At 52.5% G+C, this 20,275-nt stretch carries 11 protein-coding genes, 1 tRNA gene, 3 rRNA genes and 2 pseudogenes; 1 reads left to right on the top strand and 16 read right to left on the bottom strand.

Annotated features, from left to right (window positions below; translation table 11 throughout):
- Position 1: 1 nt before the first annotated feature.
- The 15 genes and pseudogenes from HWQ14_RS02925 to HWQ14_RS02995 form a co-directional block, all read right to left on the bottom strand.
- A complete protein-coding gene (locus tag HWQ14_RS02925; RefSeq protein WP_176608922.1) occupies positions 2–1,153 on the bottom strand; it encodes an efflux RND transporter periplasmic adaptor subunit in 1,152 nt (383 codons plus the stop codon).
- Positions 1,143–3,257, bottom strand: a pseudogene (locus HWQ14_RS02930) (peptidase domain-containing ABC transporter). The gene HWQ14_RS02925 and the pseudogene HWQ14_RS02930 overlap by 11 nt, the downstream one beginning before the upstream one ends.
- 8 nt (positions 3,258–3,265) lie before the next feature.
- Positions 3,266–4,216, bottom strand: coding sequence for an ABC transporter (locus tag HWQ14_RS02935; protein ID WP_176608923.1), 951 nt, complete (start codon positions 4,214–4,216; stop codon positions 3,266–3,268).
- 4 nt (positions 4,217–4,220) lie between these two features.
- Positions 4,221–4,838, bottom strand: a complete 618-nt coding sequence (locus HWQ14_RS02940) for a DsbA family protein (protein WP_176611144.1) — start codon at positions 4,836–4,838, stop codon at positions 4,221–4,223.
- A gap of 111 nt (positions 4,839–4,949) precedes the next feature.
- Positions 4,950–5,150, bottom strand: a complete 201-nt coding sequence (locus HWQ14_RS02945) for a DUF4762 family protein (RefSeq protein WP_148422641.1) — start codon at positions 5,148–5,150, stop codon at positions 4,950–4,952.
- Between the two features lie 87 nt (positions 5,151–5,237).
- Positions 5,238–5,897, bottom strand: a complete 660-nt coding sequence (locus HWQ14_RS02950; protein ID WP_148422642.1) for a DNA-binding response regulator — start codon at positions 5,895–5,897, stop codon at positions 5,238–5,240.
- A gap of 23 nt (positions 5,898–5,920) precedes the next feature.
- Positions 5,921–6,460 (bottom strand): fimbrial protein, encoded by a 540-nt coding sequence (locus tag HWQ14_RS02955; RefSeq protein ID WP_432418036.1) that lies wholly within the window; start codon positions 6,458–6,460, stop codon positions 5,921–5,923.
- A gap of 18 nt (positions 6,461–6,478) precedes the next feature.
- Positions 6,479–7,486, bottom strand: a complete 1,008-nt coding sequence (locus HWQ14_RS02960) for a fimbrial protein (protein ID WP_413815243.1) — start codon at positions 7,484–7,486, stop codon at positions 6,479–6,481.
- 48 nt (positions 7,487–7,534) lie between these two features.
- Entirely contained in the window at positions 7,535–8,278 is a 744-nt protein-coding gene (locus HWQ14_RS02965) for a fimbrial biogenesis chaperone (RefSeq protein ID WP_245166435.1), read from the bottom strand.
- Positions 8,279–8,309: 31 nt separating this feature from the next.
- Positions 8,310–10,796: pseudogene (locus HWQ14_RS02970) on the bottom strand (fimbria/pilus outer membrane usher protein).
- Between the two features lie 221 nt (positions 10,797–11,017).
- Positions 11,018–11,548: a fimbrial protein gene (locus tag HWQ14_RS02975; protein WP_176608926.1), complete on the bottom strand. Its 531-nt coding sequence runs from the start codon at positions 11,546–11,548 to the stop codon at positions 11,018–11,020.
- 703 nt (positions 11,549–12,251) lie between these two features.
- Positions 12,252–12,367: ribosomal RNA gene (gene rrf / locus HWQ14_RS02980) — 5S ribosomal RNA — on the bottom strand.
- Between the two features lie 72 nt (positions 12,368–12,439).
- Positions 12,440–15,345: ribosomal RNA gene (locus HWQ14_RS02985) — 23S ribosomal RNA — on the bottom strand.
- A 192-nt stretch (positions 15,346–15,537) separates the two neighbouring features.
- Positions 15,538–15,613: transfer RNA gene (locus HWQ14_RS02990), tRNA-Glu, on the bottom strand.
- A gap of 85 nt (positions 15,614–15,698) precedes the next feature.
- A 16S ribosomal RNA gene (locus HWQ14_RS02995) occupies positions 15,699–17,240 on the bottom strand.
- The 16S, 23S and 5S rRNA genes sit together here with 1 tRNA gene alongside, the layout of an rRNA operon.
- Positions 17,241–17,732: 492 nt before the next feature.
- On the opposite strand from HWQ14_RS02995, the gene HWQ14_RS03000 reads away from it, so the two are divergent.
- A complete protein-coding gene (locus HWQ14_RS03000) occupies positions 17,733–18,686 on the top strand; it encodes a nickel/cobalt transporter (RefSeq protein WP_176608927.1) in 954 nt (317 codons plus the stop codon).
- A gap of 33 nt (positions 18,687–18,719) precedes the next feature.
- Here the strand turns inward: HWQ14_RS03000 and proP are convergent, their stop codons facing one another.
- A complete protein-coding gene (proP, locus tag HWQ14_RS03005) occupies positions 18,720–20,222 on the bottom strand; it encodes a glycine betaine/L-proline transporter ProP (RefSeq protein WP_148422140.1) in 1,503 nt (500 codons plus the stop codon).
- Between the last annotated feature and the right edge of the window lie 53 nt (positions 20,223–20,275).

Consider the following 20,275-nt stretch of genomic DNA (forward strand, 5'->3'; position numbering starts at 1 on the left):
GCTATCCCCTCACCGTATCCTGCGCCAGCACGACCCGATCGCCCGCCTGTAATCCGTCCAGCACTTCTGCATACTGCCGATCGTTGATACCGATGCGGACCGCACGGGGTTGCGGTAATCCGTTTTCAAGGATGGTAACGGTGTAACGCCCGGCATCCAGCGCCTGACCTAGCGCGGCAACCGGAACGCGCAGAGCATTTCTGGCCTCGGCAATCTTGATAAATACCTGTGCCGTCATGGCCGTTTTAAGTTCGCGCCCGACGTTAGGCACTTCAAATGTGCCGGTGTAGTAGACCGCCATCGCCTGCTGGTTCCCTCCAGCGCCTCGCTCACCGGAGCCGTCCAGCGTCTCCTGTGGCGCCGGCTGTACAAAACCCATGACGCCGACGTAGCGTTTTTCCGGATTAGCTATTACATAGAAACTTAGCGGCTGGCCGGGGCGTATTTTTTGCACGTCGGCCTCTGAGATGCGCGTTTGTACCTGCATCGTATCGAGGTTCGCCAGTACCAGAATGGTCGGCGCGCTTTGCGAAGAGACAATAGTCTGCCCCTCCCGGGTCACGATGCCCAACACTTCACCGTCTACAGGAGCGACGATGCGGGTATAGCTCAGGTTGGCCTGCGCTGCTTTCACCGCCATTTCAGCCTGAGCAATCTGCGCGTCGCTCACCTCGACCTGCTGCACCTGCACAGCATATTGCGCGTTGGCCTGCTCAAGCTCGCTGCGCACCCCCGAGCCGTCGCGAAGCATCATCCGCTGGCGGTCGCGTTCCTGACGGTAACGCAGCAGCGTGGCCTGCGCCGACAGTTTTTGCGCTCTGGCGCTGGCCAGCTGAGCCCGTGCGTTTTTCAAATCAGACTCCTGCAAAGTCGGATCAATTTCCGCCAGCAGTTGCCCTTTTTTTACCTTTTCTCCCTGGCGAACGTACAGCTTACGCAACTGGCCGTTGACCTGAGCACCGACGTTAACCTGTACCGCCGGTTTCAGGATCCCCGTCACCAGCACGACCTTTTTAATATCGCCGGTGCCGATCGTTTCCAGCGGTAAAGCGTCGTGCGGTGAGGTTGTGTCCATCGTCAGCCAGGCTGCTGCTGACGCAACGGTAAGCACCAGAATGCAGCTCAGCACAACCCAACGATAATCAGGCTTCATCACGGCTCTCCCTCAGGCTGAGCTTGCCTGCGGCCAGCTGATAAATCCTCTGAAAGTTCGTCAGAACCTGCTCGCTATGGGAGACCACGATCAGCGATTTTCCGCTTTTCCGGCAATGCGCGTGGATCGTCGCCATCACAACTGCGGCGGTATCATCGTCAAGATTGGCGGTCGGTTCATCGAGCAATAAAACCGGGCGTGTACTGTACATTGCGCGCGCCAGCAACAGACGCTGGCGCTGGCCGAGCGAAAGCGCCGCGTGACTTTCGCGGATCAGGGCGTCAATCCCCCCCGGTAATGCACGCACCACGTCACCCAGCACAAGGGAATCAAGCAGGGCTTCAATCCGTGCACGCTCGCGTGTCCGGTAGCGCGTGTCGAATAATGTGATGTTTTCACGCACCGAGGTATTAAACAGAATGTCCTCCTGGCTTTGCAGGAAAACATAGTGCGCCAGCTGTGCAGCCGGGAGTACAGTTCCTGCGGCATAACATTCGCCCGCCTGCGGAGTTAACAGCCCGGCAATCAGCCGCAATAAGGTGCTTTTGCCCGCGCCGGACCCGCCCACGATCGCGATGTGTTCACCTGCCCCTAACGAAAACGAGATGGATGACAGGAGGGGGTTCGCGGGATCGTAGCCGTAACACCATCCCCTGAAAGCCAAATCCGGTGCCCTTTCTGCAGGTCGCTGTAGCGCCAGAGACGAGCGGGCCTCCTCTTCACGTGGCGCAAACAGGGCATGAGCACGGGTGTCGATCACGTGTAATTGCGATTTCTGAATGATGGCGTAGAAGATCCGCGTCACATATGAGATGAAGATTTGCCGCAGAAAGCTGTAGGCAAAAAAATCGCCAAGGGAGATCTGTTTGCTGTGGACCATCGGCAGCACCACCAGCATAAACGCCACCATCTCCAGGCTTCCGCTAAGCTGATACAGCCCTTCTTTTACCTGCTGATAAACTTTCTGACGCTGCAGACACGCGTATAAATCGCGGCTCAAGGCGGCAAACTGTCCCTGCCGCTGGCTTTCCAGTGCGGCGGTTTTTACGGTCAGAATGCCCTGTATGGTCTCCATGAAAAAGTCATTCAACGCGGCGCTTTTTAACTGGAGCTGCTGGGTATACCAGCGGTCGCGGATCACGGCCCAGACGCTGATGATCCCCATCACCGTGACACCGATAGCGGAGATCGCCGCCAGTACAGGGGCGATCCAGAACATGATTGCCAGGGCGATCGTGCCGATCACCTAGTCGGAACGCAGCCCGTTATCCAGCTCAATTTTTTGTAGCAGGCCCATCTGCCAGGCAGTGAAACGGCTGAAGATCTCCCCCGGAGCACGTCTTTCAAAAAAACGAAGCGGGTTCTGAAGCAAACGAGAAAACCCAGTGCCGCTGTTAAGCAGTACAAAGCGTTTGATATAACGCTCGCTGAGCACTCGCACGCCCAGCGCCATCAGGGAAGCCGCCACAAACGCCAGCATAAACCACCCGTACGGAAAGGCGCTGTTTTCTACGCTTGAGAACGCCTGGTTGATGGCGCCACTCACCATCGTTGGCATCAGAAACAGCGTCAACGATACGAGGAAGGTCAATATCATCAGCCGATAAATGCCCGACACCTGCGCCGTCTCCTGAAGGCTCATCGCCCCCGGCACGCTTCGCGTTTTTGTGGGTAACGCAAGATGGGGCTCGGCCGTCTGCTCCTGGCCGCGATCAACGATCAGCGCGTAGCCGCTGATCTCCTGCTTAAGCGCAGCGAAAGGCAGCCACTGTTCGCCTATCGCTGGATTCATTACACAGACATGGCTACCTTTTCGCCATGCCAGCAGGACATAGTGGTTCGCGCCATAATGTAAAATAGCGGGCAGCGGCAGATCGCTCAGCTCATCGTGTTCGAATAATACCGGCGTCGTCGTGATACCGAGGCGTGTCAGAATGTTCATCAACGCGTCCAGCGAGGTGCCGTGATCGGATGCCGGAAAAATATCGCGCAGCGTTTCCAGAGAAACTGTTTGTCCCTGCGTTTGTGCCAGCATCGCCACGCATGCCAGCCCGCACTCGTTAGTCTCTTCCTGAAAAATCAGATTCGGGATCGTGGTTGTCATGTTTATCGTTAATGATTAATAAAGTAGAGAGAATGGCTGTGCCACAAAAGCCATTCCTGCGGATGTTCACGCAGGGTTGATTCGATAACCCTGGGCAGAACACCAGCAACGTTTAGACTGCTCACCGGAGGATGAATGTGGATGCGCAGCCTGCTGTCATAACTCAGGTGGTAAAACACCACCTGAGCCGCAACAGCACCAGCAAGGCGCACAACGCCGCTGTGCAGCTTCGCGCTGCGTCCGAATAAACGACACGGCAGTTTCGCCGCCAGACTCCCTTCAGCCTGCAGGGTGTAATCTGGGGAAATATCAGGAAAAATAATCATATTCTGCTGCCCGGTGGCGACTTCAGTGATATGCGCCATCAGGCTACTGGCAAGTGCGTTGTTCTCCTGATGGATAGAGCAGTAGGAAAGCGCAATCCCGCCCAGGGCACGGGCGCGCGCGTTATACAGTTCTGCACTGGAGGAGACCAACGCGCAGGCCTTTCCTGGCGTAACGCTGGCACCGACGATAGCGGCTAATACGTCCGAAACCGTATGGAGCGGAGCCAGAATACAGGGCGTTTTTTGCTGGTGCAGCGGTGCAACCACCGCTTCCAGTTCCGCCGTACACTCACGGATTTGCTGAAGTAGTCCCGCGTTTTGCCCCCAGGTGGCCGCCTCTTCCAGAAGGCGTCGACGCACCGCAATCCAGGCCACGTCTATCCGGCCGTTTTGACCCGTCAGGCAGCGGTAGTTTTCGTTTGCTACCGCGTTTCGAAGATGAAATAAACGTCCGGTCAATCGCAACGCACAAAGCCCTTTCGCCACGACCAACAGTACGGGAAGAGGTCCGTAGCGCACCATTCTCCGCAGGAGAAATAACGCGGTCCGCGAAAGACTGTGCCGAAGGTCGACAATTCTTTCGGCGCTGTTCTTAAAACCGAACACGCTCCAGAGAATAAAAATTCTGACCACGAAATTATTTATCCTCTTTAAGCAATTTCAGCATACGCTGTGCAAATGTAGGAAACTCGCTATCCTGAGCAACTACATAGCGTTTATTAATAATGAACATCGGCGTAGCGCTGATATTATAGTGCTCGGTAATAGCCGTCATTTCGTTGAGCCGATCTTTTACCGCCTTGCTGTAACGCAGATTTTTAAATTTACTGACATCGATGTGATTTTTTACCAGCCAGGCGTCGAGATTTTTTTCATTGGTGAGGTCGATGTTTTTCGTGATAATGGTGTTATATGCACTCTCCCGAACAGTCTTTTCTACCCCCATAGCTTCCAGCGTGGCAAAAACAGGCGCCCAGACGGCAAGGCCATTATTATCACCTGCGATATGTATAGCGGTAAATGTGCTGCCCTGCGGCAGAGCCCGTGAAAATTCAGTCAGATTGTCTTCGTTCGCTGCACAATAATGGCAGCCATAAGACATTACTTCGATAATACCGTAGGGTTCTTTTATTGGACTTTTGGCAAGTTGTTCGCTGCTGACTTCCTGAAACGCCTGGGTCTGCGAGTCATCTTTTGCAAAAGAACTAAAGACAAAAATATGGTAATAAAGCACTGTAATCAGCGCTGAAACCATAACCAAAAACAAGGAGTAGGCTATAAGCGTAACGCGTGTAAATTGAGTCACCAGTATATTCTCGTCAGAAGTAAAGAAACCTGGAGGCGGAATCCCCCAGGCCAGAGTCGATTAATAACGGTTCGGGATGCCGCCACATTTGCTGGAATCAGCATCCTGCATAGAGGTGGTACAGCCGTGTTTATCCGTACAGGTGGTTATCTGCTTACAGGAAGTTACGCCACCGATCGTGACGTTCTGATAGGTGATTTCGCAGGTTTTACAGGTTCCACCTACAACGTTAGCTGCTTCGACTACTGTCAGTTTTTTCATATTCATTTCCTTACTCAGATTTAATTGAAGTGCCATAATTTGCACCGATAATTCGACAAATCGTTCTGCCGAAAATGTTTCACAGGATCAGGGCATCATGCCTCTGAACGCTGAGAATAAGGCGATGTTGTTTCTGATATTCAATCTTTTCATTAGATGCCGTTTGATATAACTCAGGCGACGGACATCTACATTAATCTCACCGGAGATTTGCGACAGTGATTTTCCTTTAAATAACTCTTCTATTAACCACCACTCATTTCCTGAAATCGTAGGTTCCACGTCCCGGTTAAAGAGTTTTCGTCGCGTATAGCTCACCAGAGAGGGGCTGAAGCAATATCCCTGACACCTGTGTTGCAGAAGCTCCTTAAAATATAACGTTATGCTTTCCATACTTTCGCTTTTTAAGAGCCAATGGGCGGTTGGGAATATGGCATAAAGTGCAAAGAAAATGGGCATATGGTGCTTACCCAATAAAATAACCATTTTTTTATTTTCATGCTGATAGCATTCCTTCATTATTTGCAATGTATGAATCCGTTCTCGCGGCAGGCTATCCACATCACAGAGGATCCATGCGCAACACTCATCATTAACCCGACGCTGAAGCTGAGTGATAAGCTGTTCATAATCATCCGTTACGGTATATAAAGCTTCCGTCGTTTCAGCCAGTAAACTGGTAATAAGTATTCTAATTCCTTGCGAATAAAAGATGTTTTTATCGTAAAGAAAATACTGATGATTCATGTGTCACTATCCTGTTAACGCCGCTACTGATAGTTCAATGTATAATTGGCAGTGGCGGTAAATGGCCCTGCGGTTATCGTTCCATTTGTTAAGGCATCCGGCTCGGCTTCAATAAAAGCCAGAAAGCTCAGCCGTATTAGCGTGTCGTTAAGAGGGGTTGGACGGGTCGCAACGTTCAGACGCACGGGCGTTTCATCGGCTTCCAGCAGACCAATCCCAACCCCTCCCGCATTCCCGGAGGGGGTTGCGTTGATCGCCAGTCGATCCGCCAGGTTTGCGTTAGCGACGCCACTGAAAGTTACCGTTACCGCGTCAAACACGTTCGGATTACAGTCCTGCAATCGAATGGTGAAGGGTACGGGCGTCGTTTTTCCGCTGCCAGACAACGATTTTGTAGAAATTTCACCAAAATCGACCTGCACGCGTTCAGACTCTGGTGCAATACTGCACGGGTAAGCCATGACCACCCCTTTAAAGCTGAGATCGCCACCGGTCAACTCGGCCTTCGCCCAGGCTGGTACTACTGAAACTACCGTCAACAAACAGGCGAGGATAAGTGTCATGCGATGCATATTCCCTCCTTACTGGAATTCAGCCACAACGGTTGCAGACGCGTGAAAATCACCTTCAGGGATCGATGAAGTGACGCTTTTGGCCACCGGAGCGGCAGTCAGGTTCCAGTCGCCCTGGTTGTTGGAGAATCCCGGCACGTTATAGAACGTATTTGGCACCACGGGGTTGCCCTGGGTATCGCGCAGCGCAATACCCAGCTCTGAACGATCGGTTGCTCCCTGCGTACTCAGGTACTTACCGTCTTCAAATGCCGGGTTAGCCTGCTGGATCCCCAACCTGATATTGAGTGCTCCCTGAGAAAAACTGCCGCCCTGGCATTTCACGTGTATCGGTACGTTCTGACTGTAATTGATACCGTTCAGGCGACTACCTGTCCCAGGGATGTTGCCGAAATCAACGACGATAGGCGTACCCTGATTGACGATGCATTTATCTGGAACGGTGACGACGCCGGAGGCGATGGTAACGCGCGACAGCGGGGTTTGCCCCATCACGCCAGGCCCCAGACGACCGTAAAGTGTCGCAATTTCAGAGCCCTGTAAATTCACCCCGTTGATAATGGGCCTGGTGATCATAAAGGTCACCCTTCCCTTCGCGCCGGACGCAAACTGGTTGGACAGGACGGTGCTCGGCGGGTTGCAGTAGTTCTGATTGACGTTGTTTGAAACACTGTCGAACGGCACGGTTTTGTACTGTTGCAGGTTACCGCCGATATAGATCTCAATTTTCACGTCCATATACTCATTGAGCTTGAGATAACCCGTCGTCATTCCAGATTGGGTCAGCGTCGCCTTCGATGTGTAATACACTGGCTGGTTAACCATAGGCTGCGTGCAGTAAGCCCGGCCCTGGAACATCCCTGCCAGGTCAAATTCATCCGTAACCACAGCGCCGACCTGATTGTTGGTAATATCCTGATTATTAATATTAATAAGATATTCGTAGGTGCCATTCACCGCCTTAATTTCGCCGCCCACTTCGGACCATGCCGTCCCGGGTGCCCCAAGCGCGCACATCGCCAGTAGGGCTGCATAATGATATTGCATCTTCAGGCTCCTTCCTGATTAACCCTGCTGGGCCGCTGGTAACGCTTTACAGGTATTGCCATCGCAACGATATTTCAGCGCCGGATGCCCGCCATAATCGTTCACAAACATCATGGAAAACTGGCTAACGTTTGGGTCTGTTATCGCAAACTGCTGGCTCGACCTGGGGGCAATCATAATCCCCGGAAACCGCGTGATCTTCTGCCCATCATCTTTGGTCAGGTTAAGGATTGTGACGTAGTAAGGCGTTGGGTTCTGTGCTGTCATCTGACCGGCATTTTTATGAAACACCACCTGATCCTGCCAGATTTCTCCCTTCATCTTCGGGATCACCGACGCCGGACGGTAAAACAGCTTAATGCGTGACTGCATAGCCAACTGTAGCGTATTGGGCTTTTCCGGCTTAGGCGGTATCTCCCTGACATTGAGATAGAAAAGGCTCTCTCTGTCCTTCGGCAATTTGTCTATGTCGGCCGTTTTGGTCACGCGCGCGATCCCTTTTTGCCCCCCGTTGATGCGCTGTAACGGCGGTAAAACAATCAGAGGCGAGGTGATCTTGTTGCCCTTTTCATCCTCCACCCACGACTGAGCGAGGAAAGGAATATCCGGACTGGTATTTGAAAGATTGGCACTGGATGATGCATCTTTCTCCGTAATAATAAGGCGAGTCCGATCCAGAGAAACTCCCGCCTGGGCGCAGCCTCCCACCATACTCAAAACACACGCCGCCATCAGATAACCATTCTGTCTTTTCTTGCTCATTTTTGGCCTTTATTACAGTGAGATAACATGTCTACAGGGTTTTACGGCACGGCAATAACGTGTCCGAATGGCCATTGTTTATGCTCGGCGGGATTGTGACCTTGCATTGCTGTTTGCCGCCCCACAAAACGTTCAGGGTTTCATTGGCATTGACGCCGGAAAGCCAGGCCTTACCGTCCTCAAGCACCATCGCGACGCTAACGCCATCGGTGTTGTAAATTTCCGCTCCGAATGGCGGAACGCTGTTGTCCGCAAGCCGTACCGTACCCATCATCTTCATCCCCTTCGCGATGCCGAAAGCCTGATAGCCAATGGCGCCTTCCGTCAGAGTGGTCGTGCTGATGGATTTTGCCGGTTCGATATCGCTGTCCATTGCATCGACATCCACACGTGTATCAAAGCTGTTGTAGCTCACCACGTCCGGTACTACGGCGATACCGAAGCGGTTCGTTCGAGACTTTTCACCGTTAAGCGGCACACCGCTAATGCCGTTGGTATCGACCATGACGCGGGCCGTATTCATCGTTGCCCCGCTGTTATGCATAGCCGCTCCATGGCGGGTTGCCGTAAAACCGCCGCGCAATGTGGTGCTTAGCGCCATGAACTCATTCTGCTGATAGCTGGCATTAGTATTAATTTCAGCCAACTGAGAACGATGCAGGTAATAGCCATCTACGCTGGCGTTGCTGTTCTGGCTGGCACCCGCGCGAACCCGCCACAGGTTATTGAAGTCGCTGTTATCGGTGTATGAGGCCATCGGGCTGCTCTTACCGTTAGTGGTCTGGATATCCAGCCCCCCCCCCACGTGTTATCGCCTATCGGCACGGAGAGGGAGAAAGATATCGCGTCATCCTGGCGTCCCTGATAATCGGTACGGTAAGCGGAGAGATTGGCGGTAATACCGCTGATATCACCGATACGGAAGGCGCGGCCCACCGACAGGCCGTAGCGATCCTGGCTGCGTTTATTCCAGTAGTTTTGATGAGTCCAGGTGAGAAAAAGGGTTGTTGCCTTGCCCGCTTCGCCTGCCCAAAATGTTTTACTTCCGGTGAGGGTATAGAGCTCTTTTTCACGTCCTCTTTGGTCATAACCTTCATAACGCTCATCCAGGTACTGTGCCATCGAACGGAAGTCTTCCTCCGAGAAACGGTAGCCCGCAAAAGTGATTGAGCTGTTGTATTCATCAAAGGTCTTTGCGTAACTGAGCTTGAATGAGGTACCTTTCAGGCGTTTACCGTCAGGCTGGCGACTCCATGACTCGGTGGCATCGACGGAAATAGCCCCAAAAGCATTCAGATCGCGCCCAATACCCAGCGAGGTCGCCGTGTAGGCTTCGCCCGAAGACTGCAAACCTCCGTACAACGACCAGGCGTTGCTGATCCCCCAGGAGAAATCGCCGGAGAGGAATGATGGCCCCTTCAGGGAGTGGTCGTAACGGGACGGAGTACCACCAGCGAGGTTGTAACGTACGTAGCCCGGACGGGTGAGATACGGGATGTTGGCAGTGTTCACCTGGAAAAGGGAGACAGAACCATCCTGCTCCTCAACGCGTACGTCGAGCGTTCCGCGTACCGAGCTGCGTAAATCCTGAATATTGAATGGACCAGCGGGCACCGTGGTTTCATAAATCACTCGTCCACTCTGGCTGACAGTCACTTTGGCATTTGAGCGGGCAATGCCGTGGATCTCAGGCGCATAGCCCTGTAGAGCAGGTGGCAACATGCGCTCGTCACTCGCAAGATTGATCCCGGTGAAACGTAAGGTATCGAAAACCTGTGAGTTCAGGTAAATCTCACCCAGCGTCAGTTTCGCCGCCATCAACGGCAGTGGTCGATAAGCGTAGATCTGATTCCAGTCGAAATCGGATTGATGGTCCTGGCTGTAATAGCTGGTCTGGTATTCTCCCCGAACCCGCCAGCCCCCCACATTGGCTCCAGCCTGGCCGTACCCCGATATTGCACTGTAGCTTTCATGATCGTTTAACTGACGGGTAAGCTGCCCGTTCAGGCTGTAATCAAAAATCAGACCGGCAATACCTTCATCCCAGCGTTCAGGCGGCGTCCAGTCAGGATCGTTATATTTCATCCATGCCTGCGGCACGGTAATATCAAGCACGCCGGCATAGTTGCTTAATTTTGCCCCCTGGCAGACGATGCAGCGAATAGCAGTTCTCGTAGATCTGAGTAGCCTGTAAACGCGCGTCCTCCTTGAGCGCAAGTTTGTCCAGCAACTCGCCGCTTATGCACGGCAATGAACGTTTTTCTCCAGGCGCTTCGACATAACGAATTTTCTCTTGCCCTACCGACTGACCGTTAATACGGATATCCAGCAGATAGTCTCCCGGTGTGACATAGTTGTCTGTCGCAAATCGCGACAGATCGATATGTGTGCGGTCCGCAGCGTCCAGGACATCGGTATTAAACTCAATACGTTCCTCTGCACTGGCCATTGCGGTATAGCAACTGGTCATGATCAGAAGAGCTATCATCGTCAGATTAGTTTTTAATTTTCCCGACATCATCCCCGCCCTGAACAAATCCATTAAAAACGTCCTGTATTCCACTGCGAATTTTTATTGTGTTAGTTACAATACGTAAGCAAACTGATAAGTGCTTATGTCTTCTCGTCTTAATGCGTTATGCACTAAATACGGAAATAAAATATTTTTACGAATAGATTTTTATTATGCTAATTTTAAAAAGTGCGGGAAATATTCCCGCACTTTGTACGTTGTGCGAATTACTGGTAAGCAATCTCGAAATTAACCGTGGACTGGAAGGAACCCGCTGTTACAGTCGCACTTGTACTTTCTGCTTTTACGTATGCCACGAACGGGATAGCGTTAGCGCCATCGACCAGCTGCACAGGAGTGGTTGCCGTACCCCATACCACGTCCTGACTGGCGCTGTCACGCAAACCAATGCCTGCACCAGACGCCGTTCCCGAGGTAAAGGCTGCCAGAGAGGCATCTGTTGGGTTGACGCTGGTTGGGGTATATGTCACTTCAGCCGTTTGCGCTACGGTAGTATCGCAGTGTTGCAGTTCGATATTCTGGTGTACGTTTCCGGCGTGTGCTCCGTTAGCCAGCGCAGAAACAGGAATCTGACCAAAATCGACGCTTACCGGGCTTGAACCTGGCGCCAGACCGCACGCGGTGTTCACCAGCTCACCCTGGAATTCAATTTGGCCTGTCGTCGTGTCAGCGAATACAGACACCGATCCCAGAGCGGCGGTAAAAGCCACTGCCATAGCAATTTTATTCAGTTTCATAACAATATCCTGTTTGTACTAATATCCTGAGAAATAAGGAGGCAGCACACCGCGATCGATATATATCGCGACTGTAATTAACTCCTTGTTTGTCCGGGAAACGTTATGGCAATCTTTAAGGTCGCCATATTTTTAATTACCACCGTTTCTTCGAACTGATAGAAATGCTATCAAATCAAAATTTCAGTACAAAGCAATACATTTGATGTGGAATATATACGCATTGTTAATTCGCGGGAATGCGAAGGGCAGGAGTTATATGTCGCAAAGAGTAATGATTAATCCTAATTTCATGACGTTTTTATAAAGGAATAATTCTCCTGGACTGAAATCAATTAAGATAATTCGTAGAAGAAAATACGAATATATTTAATAACACAGGATATGCGGTAGGATGTGAAGCGGGATAGTGTATTGAATCTTCTACCAATACGCTCAATAGTTAGCTTTTTCGAATCAGTTAATGTCTATGTTACTCATAAGTAGTTGAGAATAGGCCGAGAAATATGCCCGGTAACACAACCCAGGGGGGCGTACCTGTATCAGAAGAAGTTATGTTGCACGGTAGGGAGAGACTAAGATGATGGGGTTCAGGTAGGGGGCGACATTGATTGATGAGTGGGTACCTTACGCGCGCTGAAGTTTGTGCAACGCACAAACGCAAAAAGGCCATCCTTCCGGATGGCCTCTTCACTTATTTGATGCCTGGCAGTTCCCTACTCTCACATGGGGAGACCCCACACTACCATCGGCGCTACGGCGTTTCACTTCTGAGTTCGGCATGGGGTCAGGTGGGACCACCGCGCTAAAGCCGCCAGGCAAATTCTGTTAATCTGTATCAGAGCTGAAATTTGAGTGTCTGTCTCTTCGCCAAAACATCTTCGGCGTTGTAAGGTTAAGCCTCACGGTTCATTAGTATCGGTTAGCTCAACGCATCGCTGCGCTTACACACCCGACCTATCAACGTCGTCGTCTTCAACGTTCCTTCAGGAGACTTAAAGTCTCAGGGAGAACTCATCTCGGGGCAAGTTTCGTGCTTAGATGCTTTCAGCACTTATCTCTTCCGCATTTAGCTACCGGGCAGTGCCATTGGCATGACAACCCGAACACCAGTGATGCGTCCACTCCGGTCCTCTCGTACTAGGAGCAGCCCCCCTCAATTCTCCAGCGCCCACGGCAGATAGGGACCGAACTGTCTCACGACGTTCTAAACCCAGCTCGCGTACCACTTTAAATGGCGAACAGCCATACCCTTGGGACCTACTTCAGCCCCAGGATGTGATGAGCCGACATCGAGGTGCCAAACACCGCCGTCGATATGAACTCTTGGGCGGTATCAGCCTGTTATCCCCGGAGTACCTTTTATCCGTTGAGCGATGGCCCTTCCATTCAGAACCACCGGATCACTATGACCTGCTTTCGCACCTGCTCGCGCCGTCACGCTCGCAGTCAAGCTGGCTTATGCCATTGCACTAACCTCCTGATGTCCGACCAGGATTAGCCAACCTTCGTGCTCCTCCGTTACTCTTTGGGAGGAGACCGCCCCAGTCAAACTACCCACCAGACACTGTCCGCAACCCGGATTACGGGTCTACGTTAGAACACCAGCCATTAAAGGGTGGTATTTCAAGGTTGGCTCCACGCAGACTGGCGTCCACGCTTCAAAGCCTCCCACCTATCCTACACATCAAGGACCAGTGTTCAGTGTCAAGCTATAGTAAAGGTTCACGGGGTCTTTCCGTCTTGCCGCGGGTACACTGCATCTTCACAGCGAGTTCAATTTCACTGAGTCTCGGGTGGAGACAGCCTGGCCATCATTACGCCATTCGTGCAGGTCGGAACTTACCCGACAAGGAATTTCGCTACCTTAGGACCGTTATAGTTACGGCCGCCGTTTACCGGGGCTTCGATCAAGAGCTTCGCGTTGCCGCTAACCCCATCAATTAACCTTCCGGCACCGGGCAGGCGTCACACCGTATACGTCCACTTTCGTGTTTGCACAGTGCTGTGTTTTTAATAAACAGTTGCAGCCAGCTGGTATCTTCGACTGATTTCAGCTCCACCCGCAGGGGCTTCACCTACATATCAGCGTGCCTTCTCCCGAAGTTACGGCACCATTTTGCCTAGTTCCTTCACCCGAGTTCTCTCAAGCGCCTTGGTATTCTCTACCTGACCACCTGTGTCGGTTTGGGGTACGATTTCGTGTTACCTGATGCTTAGAGGCTTTTCCTGGAAGCAGGGCATTTGTTACTTCAGCACCGTAGTGCCTCGTCATCACACCTCAGCGTTAAAAAGGTACCGGATTTACCTGGAACCTCCGCCTACATGCTTAAACCGGGACAACCGTCGCCCGGCTAACATAGCCTTCTCCGTCCCCCCTTCGCAGTAACACCAAGTACAGGAATATTAACCTGTTTCCCATCGACTACGCCTTTCGGCCTCGCCTTAGGGGTCGACTCACCCTGCCCCGATTAACGTTGGACAGGAACCCTTGGTCTTCCGGCGAGCGGGCTTTTCACCCGCTTTATCGTTACTTATGTCAGCATTCGCACTTCTGATACCTCCAGCATGCCTCACAGCACACCTTCAACGGCTTACAGAACGCTCCCCTACCCAACAACGCATACGCGTCGCTGCCGCAGCTTCGGTGCATGGTTTAGCCCCGTTACATCTTCCGCGCAGGCCGACTCGACCAGTGAGCTATTACGCTTTCTTTAAATGATGGCTGCTTCTAAGCCAACATCCTGGCTGTCTGTGCCTTCCCACATCGTTTCCCACTTAACCATGACTTTGGGACCTTAGCTGGCGGTCTGGGTTGTTTCCCTCTTCACGACGGACGTTAGCACCCGCCGTGTGTCTCCCGTGATAACATTCTTCGGTATTCGTAGTTTGCATCGGGTTGGTAAGCCGGGATGGCCCCCTAGCCGAAACAGTGCTCTACCCCCGAAGATGAGTTCACGAGGCGCTACCTAAATAGCTTTCGGGGAGAACCAGCTATCTCCCGGTTTGATTGGCCTTTCACCCCCAGCCACAGGTCATCCGCTAATTTTTCAACATTAGTCGGTTCGGTCCTCCAGTTAGTGTTACCCAACCTTCAACCTGCCCATGGCTAGATCACCGGGTTTCGGGTCTATACCCTGCAACTTAACGCCCAGTTAAGACTCGGTTTCCCTTCGGCTCCCCTATACGGTTAACCTTGCTACAGAATATAAGTCGCTGACCCATTATACAAAAGGTACGCAGTCACCCCATAAAGAGGCTCCCACTGCTTGTACGTACACGGTTTCAGGTTCTTTTTCACTCCCCTCGCCGGGGTTCTTTTCGCCTTTCCCTCACGGTACTGGTTCACTATCGGTCAGTCAGGAGTATTTAGCCTTGGAGGATGGTCCCCCCATATTCAGACAGGATACCACGTGTCCCGCCCTACTCTTCGAGTTCACAGCAAGTGTGCTTTCGTGTACGGGACTATCACCCTGTACCGTCGGACTTTCCAGACCGTTCCACTAACACACAAGCTGATTCAGACTCCGGGCTGCTCCCCGTTCGCTCGCCGCTACTGGGGGAATCTCGGTTGATTTCTTTTCCTCGGGGTACTTAGATGTTTCAGTTCCCCCGGTTCGCCTCGCTAGCCTATGTATTCAGCTAACGATAGTGCAACGAATTGCACTGGGTTTCCCCATTCGGACATCGCCGGGTCAAGGGTTCATATCACCTCGCCGGCGCTTTTCGCAGATTAGCACGTCCTTCATCGCCTCTGACTGCCAGGGCATCCACCGTGTACGCTTAGTCGCTTAACCTCACAACCCGAAGATGTTTCTTTCGATTCATCGTCGACTTGCGAAAATTTGAGAGACTCGAACACACATGAGCTGTGTGTCGTTTCAATTTTCAGCTTGATCCAGATTTTTAAAGAGCAAATATCTCAAACGTGACTCGTAAGTCAGTTTTGAGATATGACGGCAGGTGACTTTCACTCACGAACCAGCAAGTGGCGTCCCCTAGGGGATTCGAACCCCTGTTACCGCCGTGAAAGGGCGGTGTCCTGGGCCTCTAGACGAAGGGGACACTGAAGTCTCAATCGCAAGACGCCTTGCTGTTTACTTTTCATCAGACAATCTGTGTGGACACTACAAAGGCAGGTTCTTTAAGGTAAGGAGGTGATCCAACCGCAGGTTCCCCTACGGTTACCTTGTTACGACTTCACCCCAGTCATGAATCACAAAGTGGTAAGCGCCCTCCCGAAGGTTAAGCTACCTACTTCTTTTGCAACCCACTCCCATGGTGTGACGGGCGGTGTGTACAAGGCCCGGGAACGTATTCACCGTAGCATTCTGATCTACGATTACTAGCGATTCCGACTTCATGGAGTCGAGTTGCAGACTCCAATCCGGACTACGACGCACTTTATGAGGTCCGCTTGCTCTCGCGAGGTCGCTTCTCTTTGTATGCGCCATTGTAGCACGTGTGTAGCCCTACTCGTAAGGGCCATGATGACTTGACGTCATCCCCACCTTCCTCCAGTTTATCACTGGCAGTCTCCTTTGAGTTCCCGGCCGGACCGCTGGCAACAAAGGATAAGGGTTGCGCTCGTTGCGGGACTTAACCCAACATTTCACAACACGAGCTGACGACAGCCATGCAGCACCTGTCTCAGAGTTCCCGAAGGCACCAATCCATCTCTGGAAAGTTCTCTGGATGTCAAGAGTAGGTAAGGTTCTTCGCGTTGCATCGAATTAAACCACATGCTCCACCGCTTGTGCGGGCCCCCGTCAATTCATTTGAGTTTTAACCTTGCGGCCGTACTCCCCAGGCGGTCGACTTAACGCGTTAGCTCCGGAAGCCACGCCTCAAGGGCACAACCTCCAAGTCGACATCGTTTACGGCGTGGACTACCAGGGTATCTAATCCTGTTTGCTCCCCACGCTTTCGCACCTGAGCGTCAGTCTTTGTCCAGGGGGCCGCCTTCGCCACCGGTATTCCTCCAGATCTCTACGCATTTCACCGCTACACCTGGAATTCTACCCCCCTCTACAAGACTCTAGCCTGCCAGTTTCGAATGCAGTTCCCAGGTTGAGCCCGGGGATTTCACATCCGACTTGACAGACCGCCTGCGTGCGCTTTACGCCCAGTAATTCCGATTAACGCTTGCACCCTCCGTATTACCGCGGCTGCTGGCACGGAGTTAGCCGGTGCTTCTTCTGCGGGTAACGTCAATCGGCAAGGTTATTAACCTTACCGCCTTCCTCCCCGCTGAAAGTGCTTTACAACCCGAAGGCCTTCTTCACACACGCGGCATGGCTGCATCAGGCTTGCGCCCATTGTGCAATATTCCCCACTGCTGCCTCCCGTAGGAGTCTGGACCGTGTCTCAGTTCCAGTGTGGCTGGTCATCCTCTCAGACCAGCTAGGGATCGTCGCCTAGGTGAGCCGTTACCCCACCTACTAGCTAATCCCATCTGGGCACATCCGATGGCAAGAGGCCCGAAGGTCCCCCTCTTTGGTCTTGCGACGTTATGCGGTATTAGCTACCGTTTCCAGTAGTTATCCCCCTCCATCAGGCAGTTTCCCAGACATTACTCACCCGTCCGCCACTCGTCAGCGAAGCAGCAAGCTGCTTCCTGTTACCGTTCGACTTGCATGTGTTAGGCCTGCCGCCAGCGTTCAATCTGAGCCATGATCAAACTCTTCAATTTAAGTTTGATGCTCGTGAATTAAACTTCGTAATGAATTACGTATGTTCACTCAGAGACTTGGTATTCATTTTTCGTCTTGCGACGTTAAGAATCCATGTCACTTTGAGTGCCCACACAGATTGTCTGATAAATTGTTAAAGAGCAGTGCAACGCGGCTTTCGCTCACCGTTGCGAGGTGGCGTATATTACGCTTTCCTCTTTCAGAGTCAACCCGTTATTTCAGGATTTTTTCTCTTCAACCTACCGGGCTGTTTGTGAAGTGATTCACATCCGCCGTGTCGATGGAGGCGCATTATAGGGAGTTCCCGAGCGACCGCAACAGAAAAGTTGCAAAAAAATGACTGACTGCTGTATTCCCCAGCAAAACCCCGCCTTATACCCTTTTACGCACAGAGTTATCCACAATTCATCGACGATCCCTGTGCGATCCAACGAATTGAAAGCGAAGATCCACTATACTAGCGGCAAATAATTCCCTCGCAGGTCAACCTTATGACGACACAACGTCTTCATCGTGACTGGCGCATCCCTGCAGCCGGACTCACCGTGCTGGTGTTACTCATTGCAGGTTTTGCCCTTCACGCGCACTGGAATGCTTTTCTTCAGTGGTGCCTGGCTGCCCAGATCGCTCTGCACCGTTATCTGGTGATGTATCTGTTGCAGCTTAATAACCACCAGTACAGCGGTGGGCTATGGCTGGTAACCGGCGCTTTCTTTTATGGCGTACTCCATGCCATTGGGCCAGGGCACGGCAAATTTATCGTCGCTACGTATCTCACCACCAATAAAGAGAGCCAGCTCGCGGCGCGCGTCGTACCGTTTATCGGTAGCCTGATGCAGGGCGTCAGCGCGATCCTCTTTGTCTTTATCCTGGCGGTGGGCTTAAACCTCGCATCCGGGGATATCAGCACCAGCCGGTGGTACGTCGAGAAAATCAGCGCCGTACTGATTGCCGCCTTCGGGGCGTTTATCATTTATCAGGCCTTGAAAAGCCTGCGCCCGCGCAAATTGACGATTAACACGCTCACGCCGCTTCACCAGCACGATGAGCATTGCGGCTGCGGCCATCACGGCGTGGGGGTAGATCTCGCAAAAAGCGACTGGAAAACCCGTCTGGGAGTAGTGCTGGCAATTGGCGCGCGCCCGTGCAGTGGCGCAATCATGATTCTGATGTTTTCGAATGCGCTTGGCATCATCAGCTGGGGCATTGCTGCGGTAATGACGATGTCGCTGGGCACGGCGCTGTCGATTATGGGCCTGTCGCTGGCGGTACGTTACGCCCGTGAACGCACAGTGGCCTGGTTTGGCGGCGGATCTTCCCTGAGCGGGATGGTTCCGCTGGTCAAAATTGCCGGCGGGATAGTTCTTATCCTCTTCGCGACCGTCCTGTTCCTGACGGTGATCCCCGTCAGCGCCGGCGGCGACTACATTGCCGCAGGATGCTAATAAAAGAAAACCCGCCAGCGGCGGGTTTTTTTATTACTCGTTGATTCGCGGATGCTGGTCAACAAGGCGAGAGCGTTTTTTCTGAAGCTCTTCAATCTCTGCGTCAATATCTTCAATCTTCTGCTCTACATTATCGTAGTGCTCACGCAGGATCTCTTTCGCTTCCTGAATATCGGACGCCGCGGGCGTTGCCCCTTTCAGCGGACGGTTCGCCGTCTCCTTCATGGTAATACCGGTAATCAGGCCGACCACCGCAATGACCATCAGGTAATAGGCAGGCATCATCAGATTCTGCGTGCTCTCCACCAGGGAAGCGGCAAGCGTCGGCGTCAGGCCCGCAATCAGAACGGAGATGTTGAAGGCTGCCGCCAGCGCACTGTAGCGAATATGCGTCGGGAACATTGCCGGCAACGTAGAAGCCATCACCCCGATAAAGCAGTTAAGGATCACCGCCAGCATCAGCAGACCGGCGAAAATCAGCCCCAGCACATTACTGTTAATCAGGATAAAGGCCGGAATAGCCAGGGCGAACAGCGCGACGCTGCCGAGAATGATGAATGGTTTACGGCCAAAGCGGTCGCTCAGCAGACCCATAATCGGCTGCACAAACAGCATACCCACCATGATGGCGATAATAATCAGCACACCGTGGTCTTCCGAGTAGTGCAGGTTATGCGACAGATAGCTCGGCATGTAGGTCAACAGCATGTAATAGGTGACGTTGGTGGAGATCACCAGGCCAATACAGGTCAGCAGGCTGCGCCAGTGTTTGGTTGCAATCTCCTTGAACGACACTTTCGGGCCATCCTGCAACCCTTCGCGGTCGCCCTGCTCCAGTTTTTCTACGTGCTGCTGGAATGCAGGCGTCTCTTCCAGCGCGTGGCGCAGGTATAGACCGATGATGCCCAGCGGCAGCGCCAGGAAGAACGGGATACGCCAGCCCCAGCTGAGGAAGTTCTCTTCCCCGACCACGGTTGAGATCAGCACCACGACCCCCGCGCCCATGACGAACCCGGCAATCGAGCCAAAGTCCAGCCAGCTGCCCATAAAGCCGCGTTTACGGTCCGGAGAATACTCGGCGACAAAAATCGACGCGCCGGTATATTCGCCGCCAACGGAGAAGCCCTGTGCCATCTTACAGATCAACAGCAGAATTGGCGCCCATATGCCAATGGTCGCGTAGGAGGGAATAAGGCCGATACAGAATGTACTTATCGACATAATGACGATGGTAATAGCCAGGATCTTCTGGCGACCATATTTATCACCCAGCATGCCGAAGAAAAGGCCACCGAGAGGGCGAATAAGGAAGGGAACAGAGAACGTACCCAGCGCGGCAATCATCTGCAGGCTGGGATCGGCACCAGGGAAGAACACTTTACCAAGCGCGTAGGCAACAAAGCCGTAGACGCCAAAATCGAACCACTCCATCGCATTACCGAGCGAGGCCGCCGTAATCGCTTTGCGCAGCTTAGCGTCATCAATAATGGTGACATCGCGCAGCGTGATGGGTTTAACCTTTTTCCTTCTAAGCATAGCTTTCCTCGTAGACTCAGCCCCGTCCGTTTCACAGCGTATTTAGCACTCTG

The sequence above is a fragment of the Enterobacter cloacae genome, from assembly GCF_013375935.1.
In the GTDB taxonomy this organism is placed as follows: domain Bacteria; phylum Pseudomonadota; class Gammaproteobacteria; order Enterobacterales; family Enterobacteriaceae; genus Enterobacter; species Enterobacter pasteurii.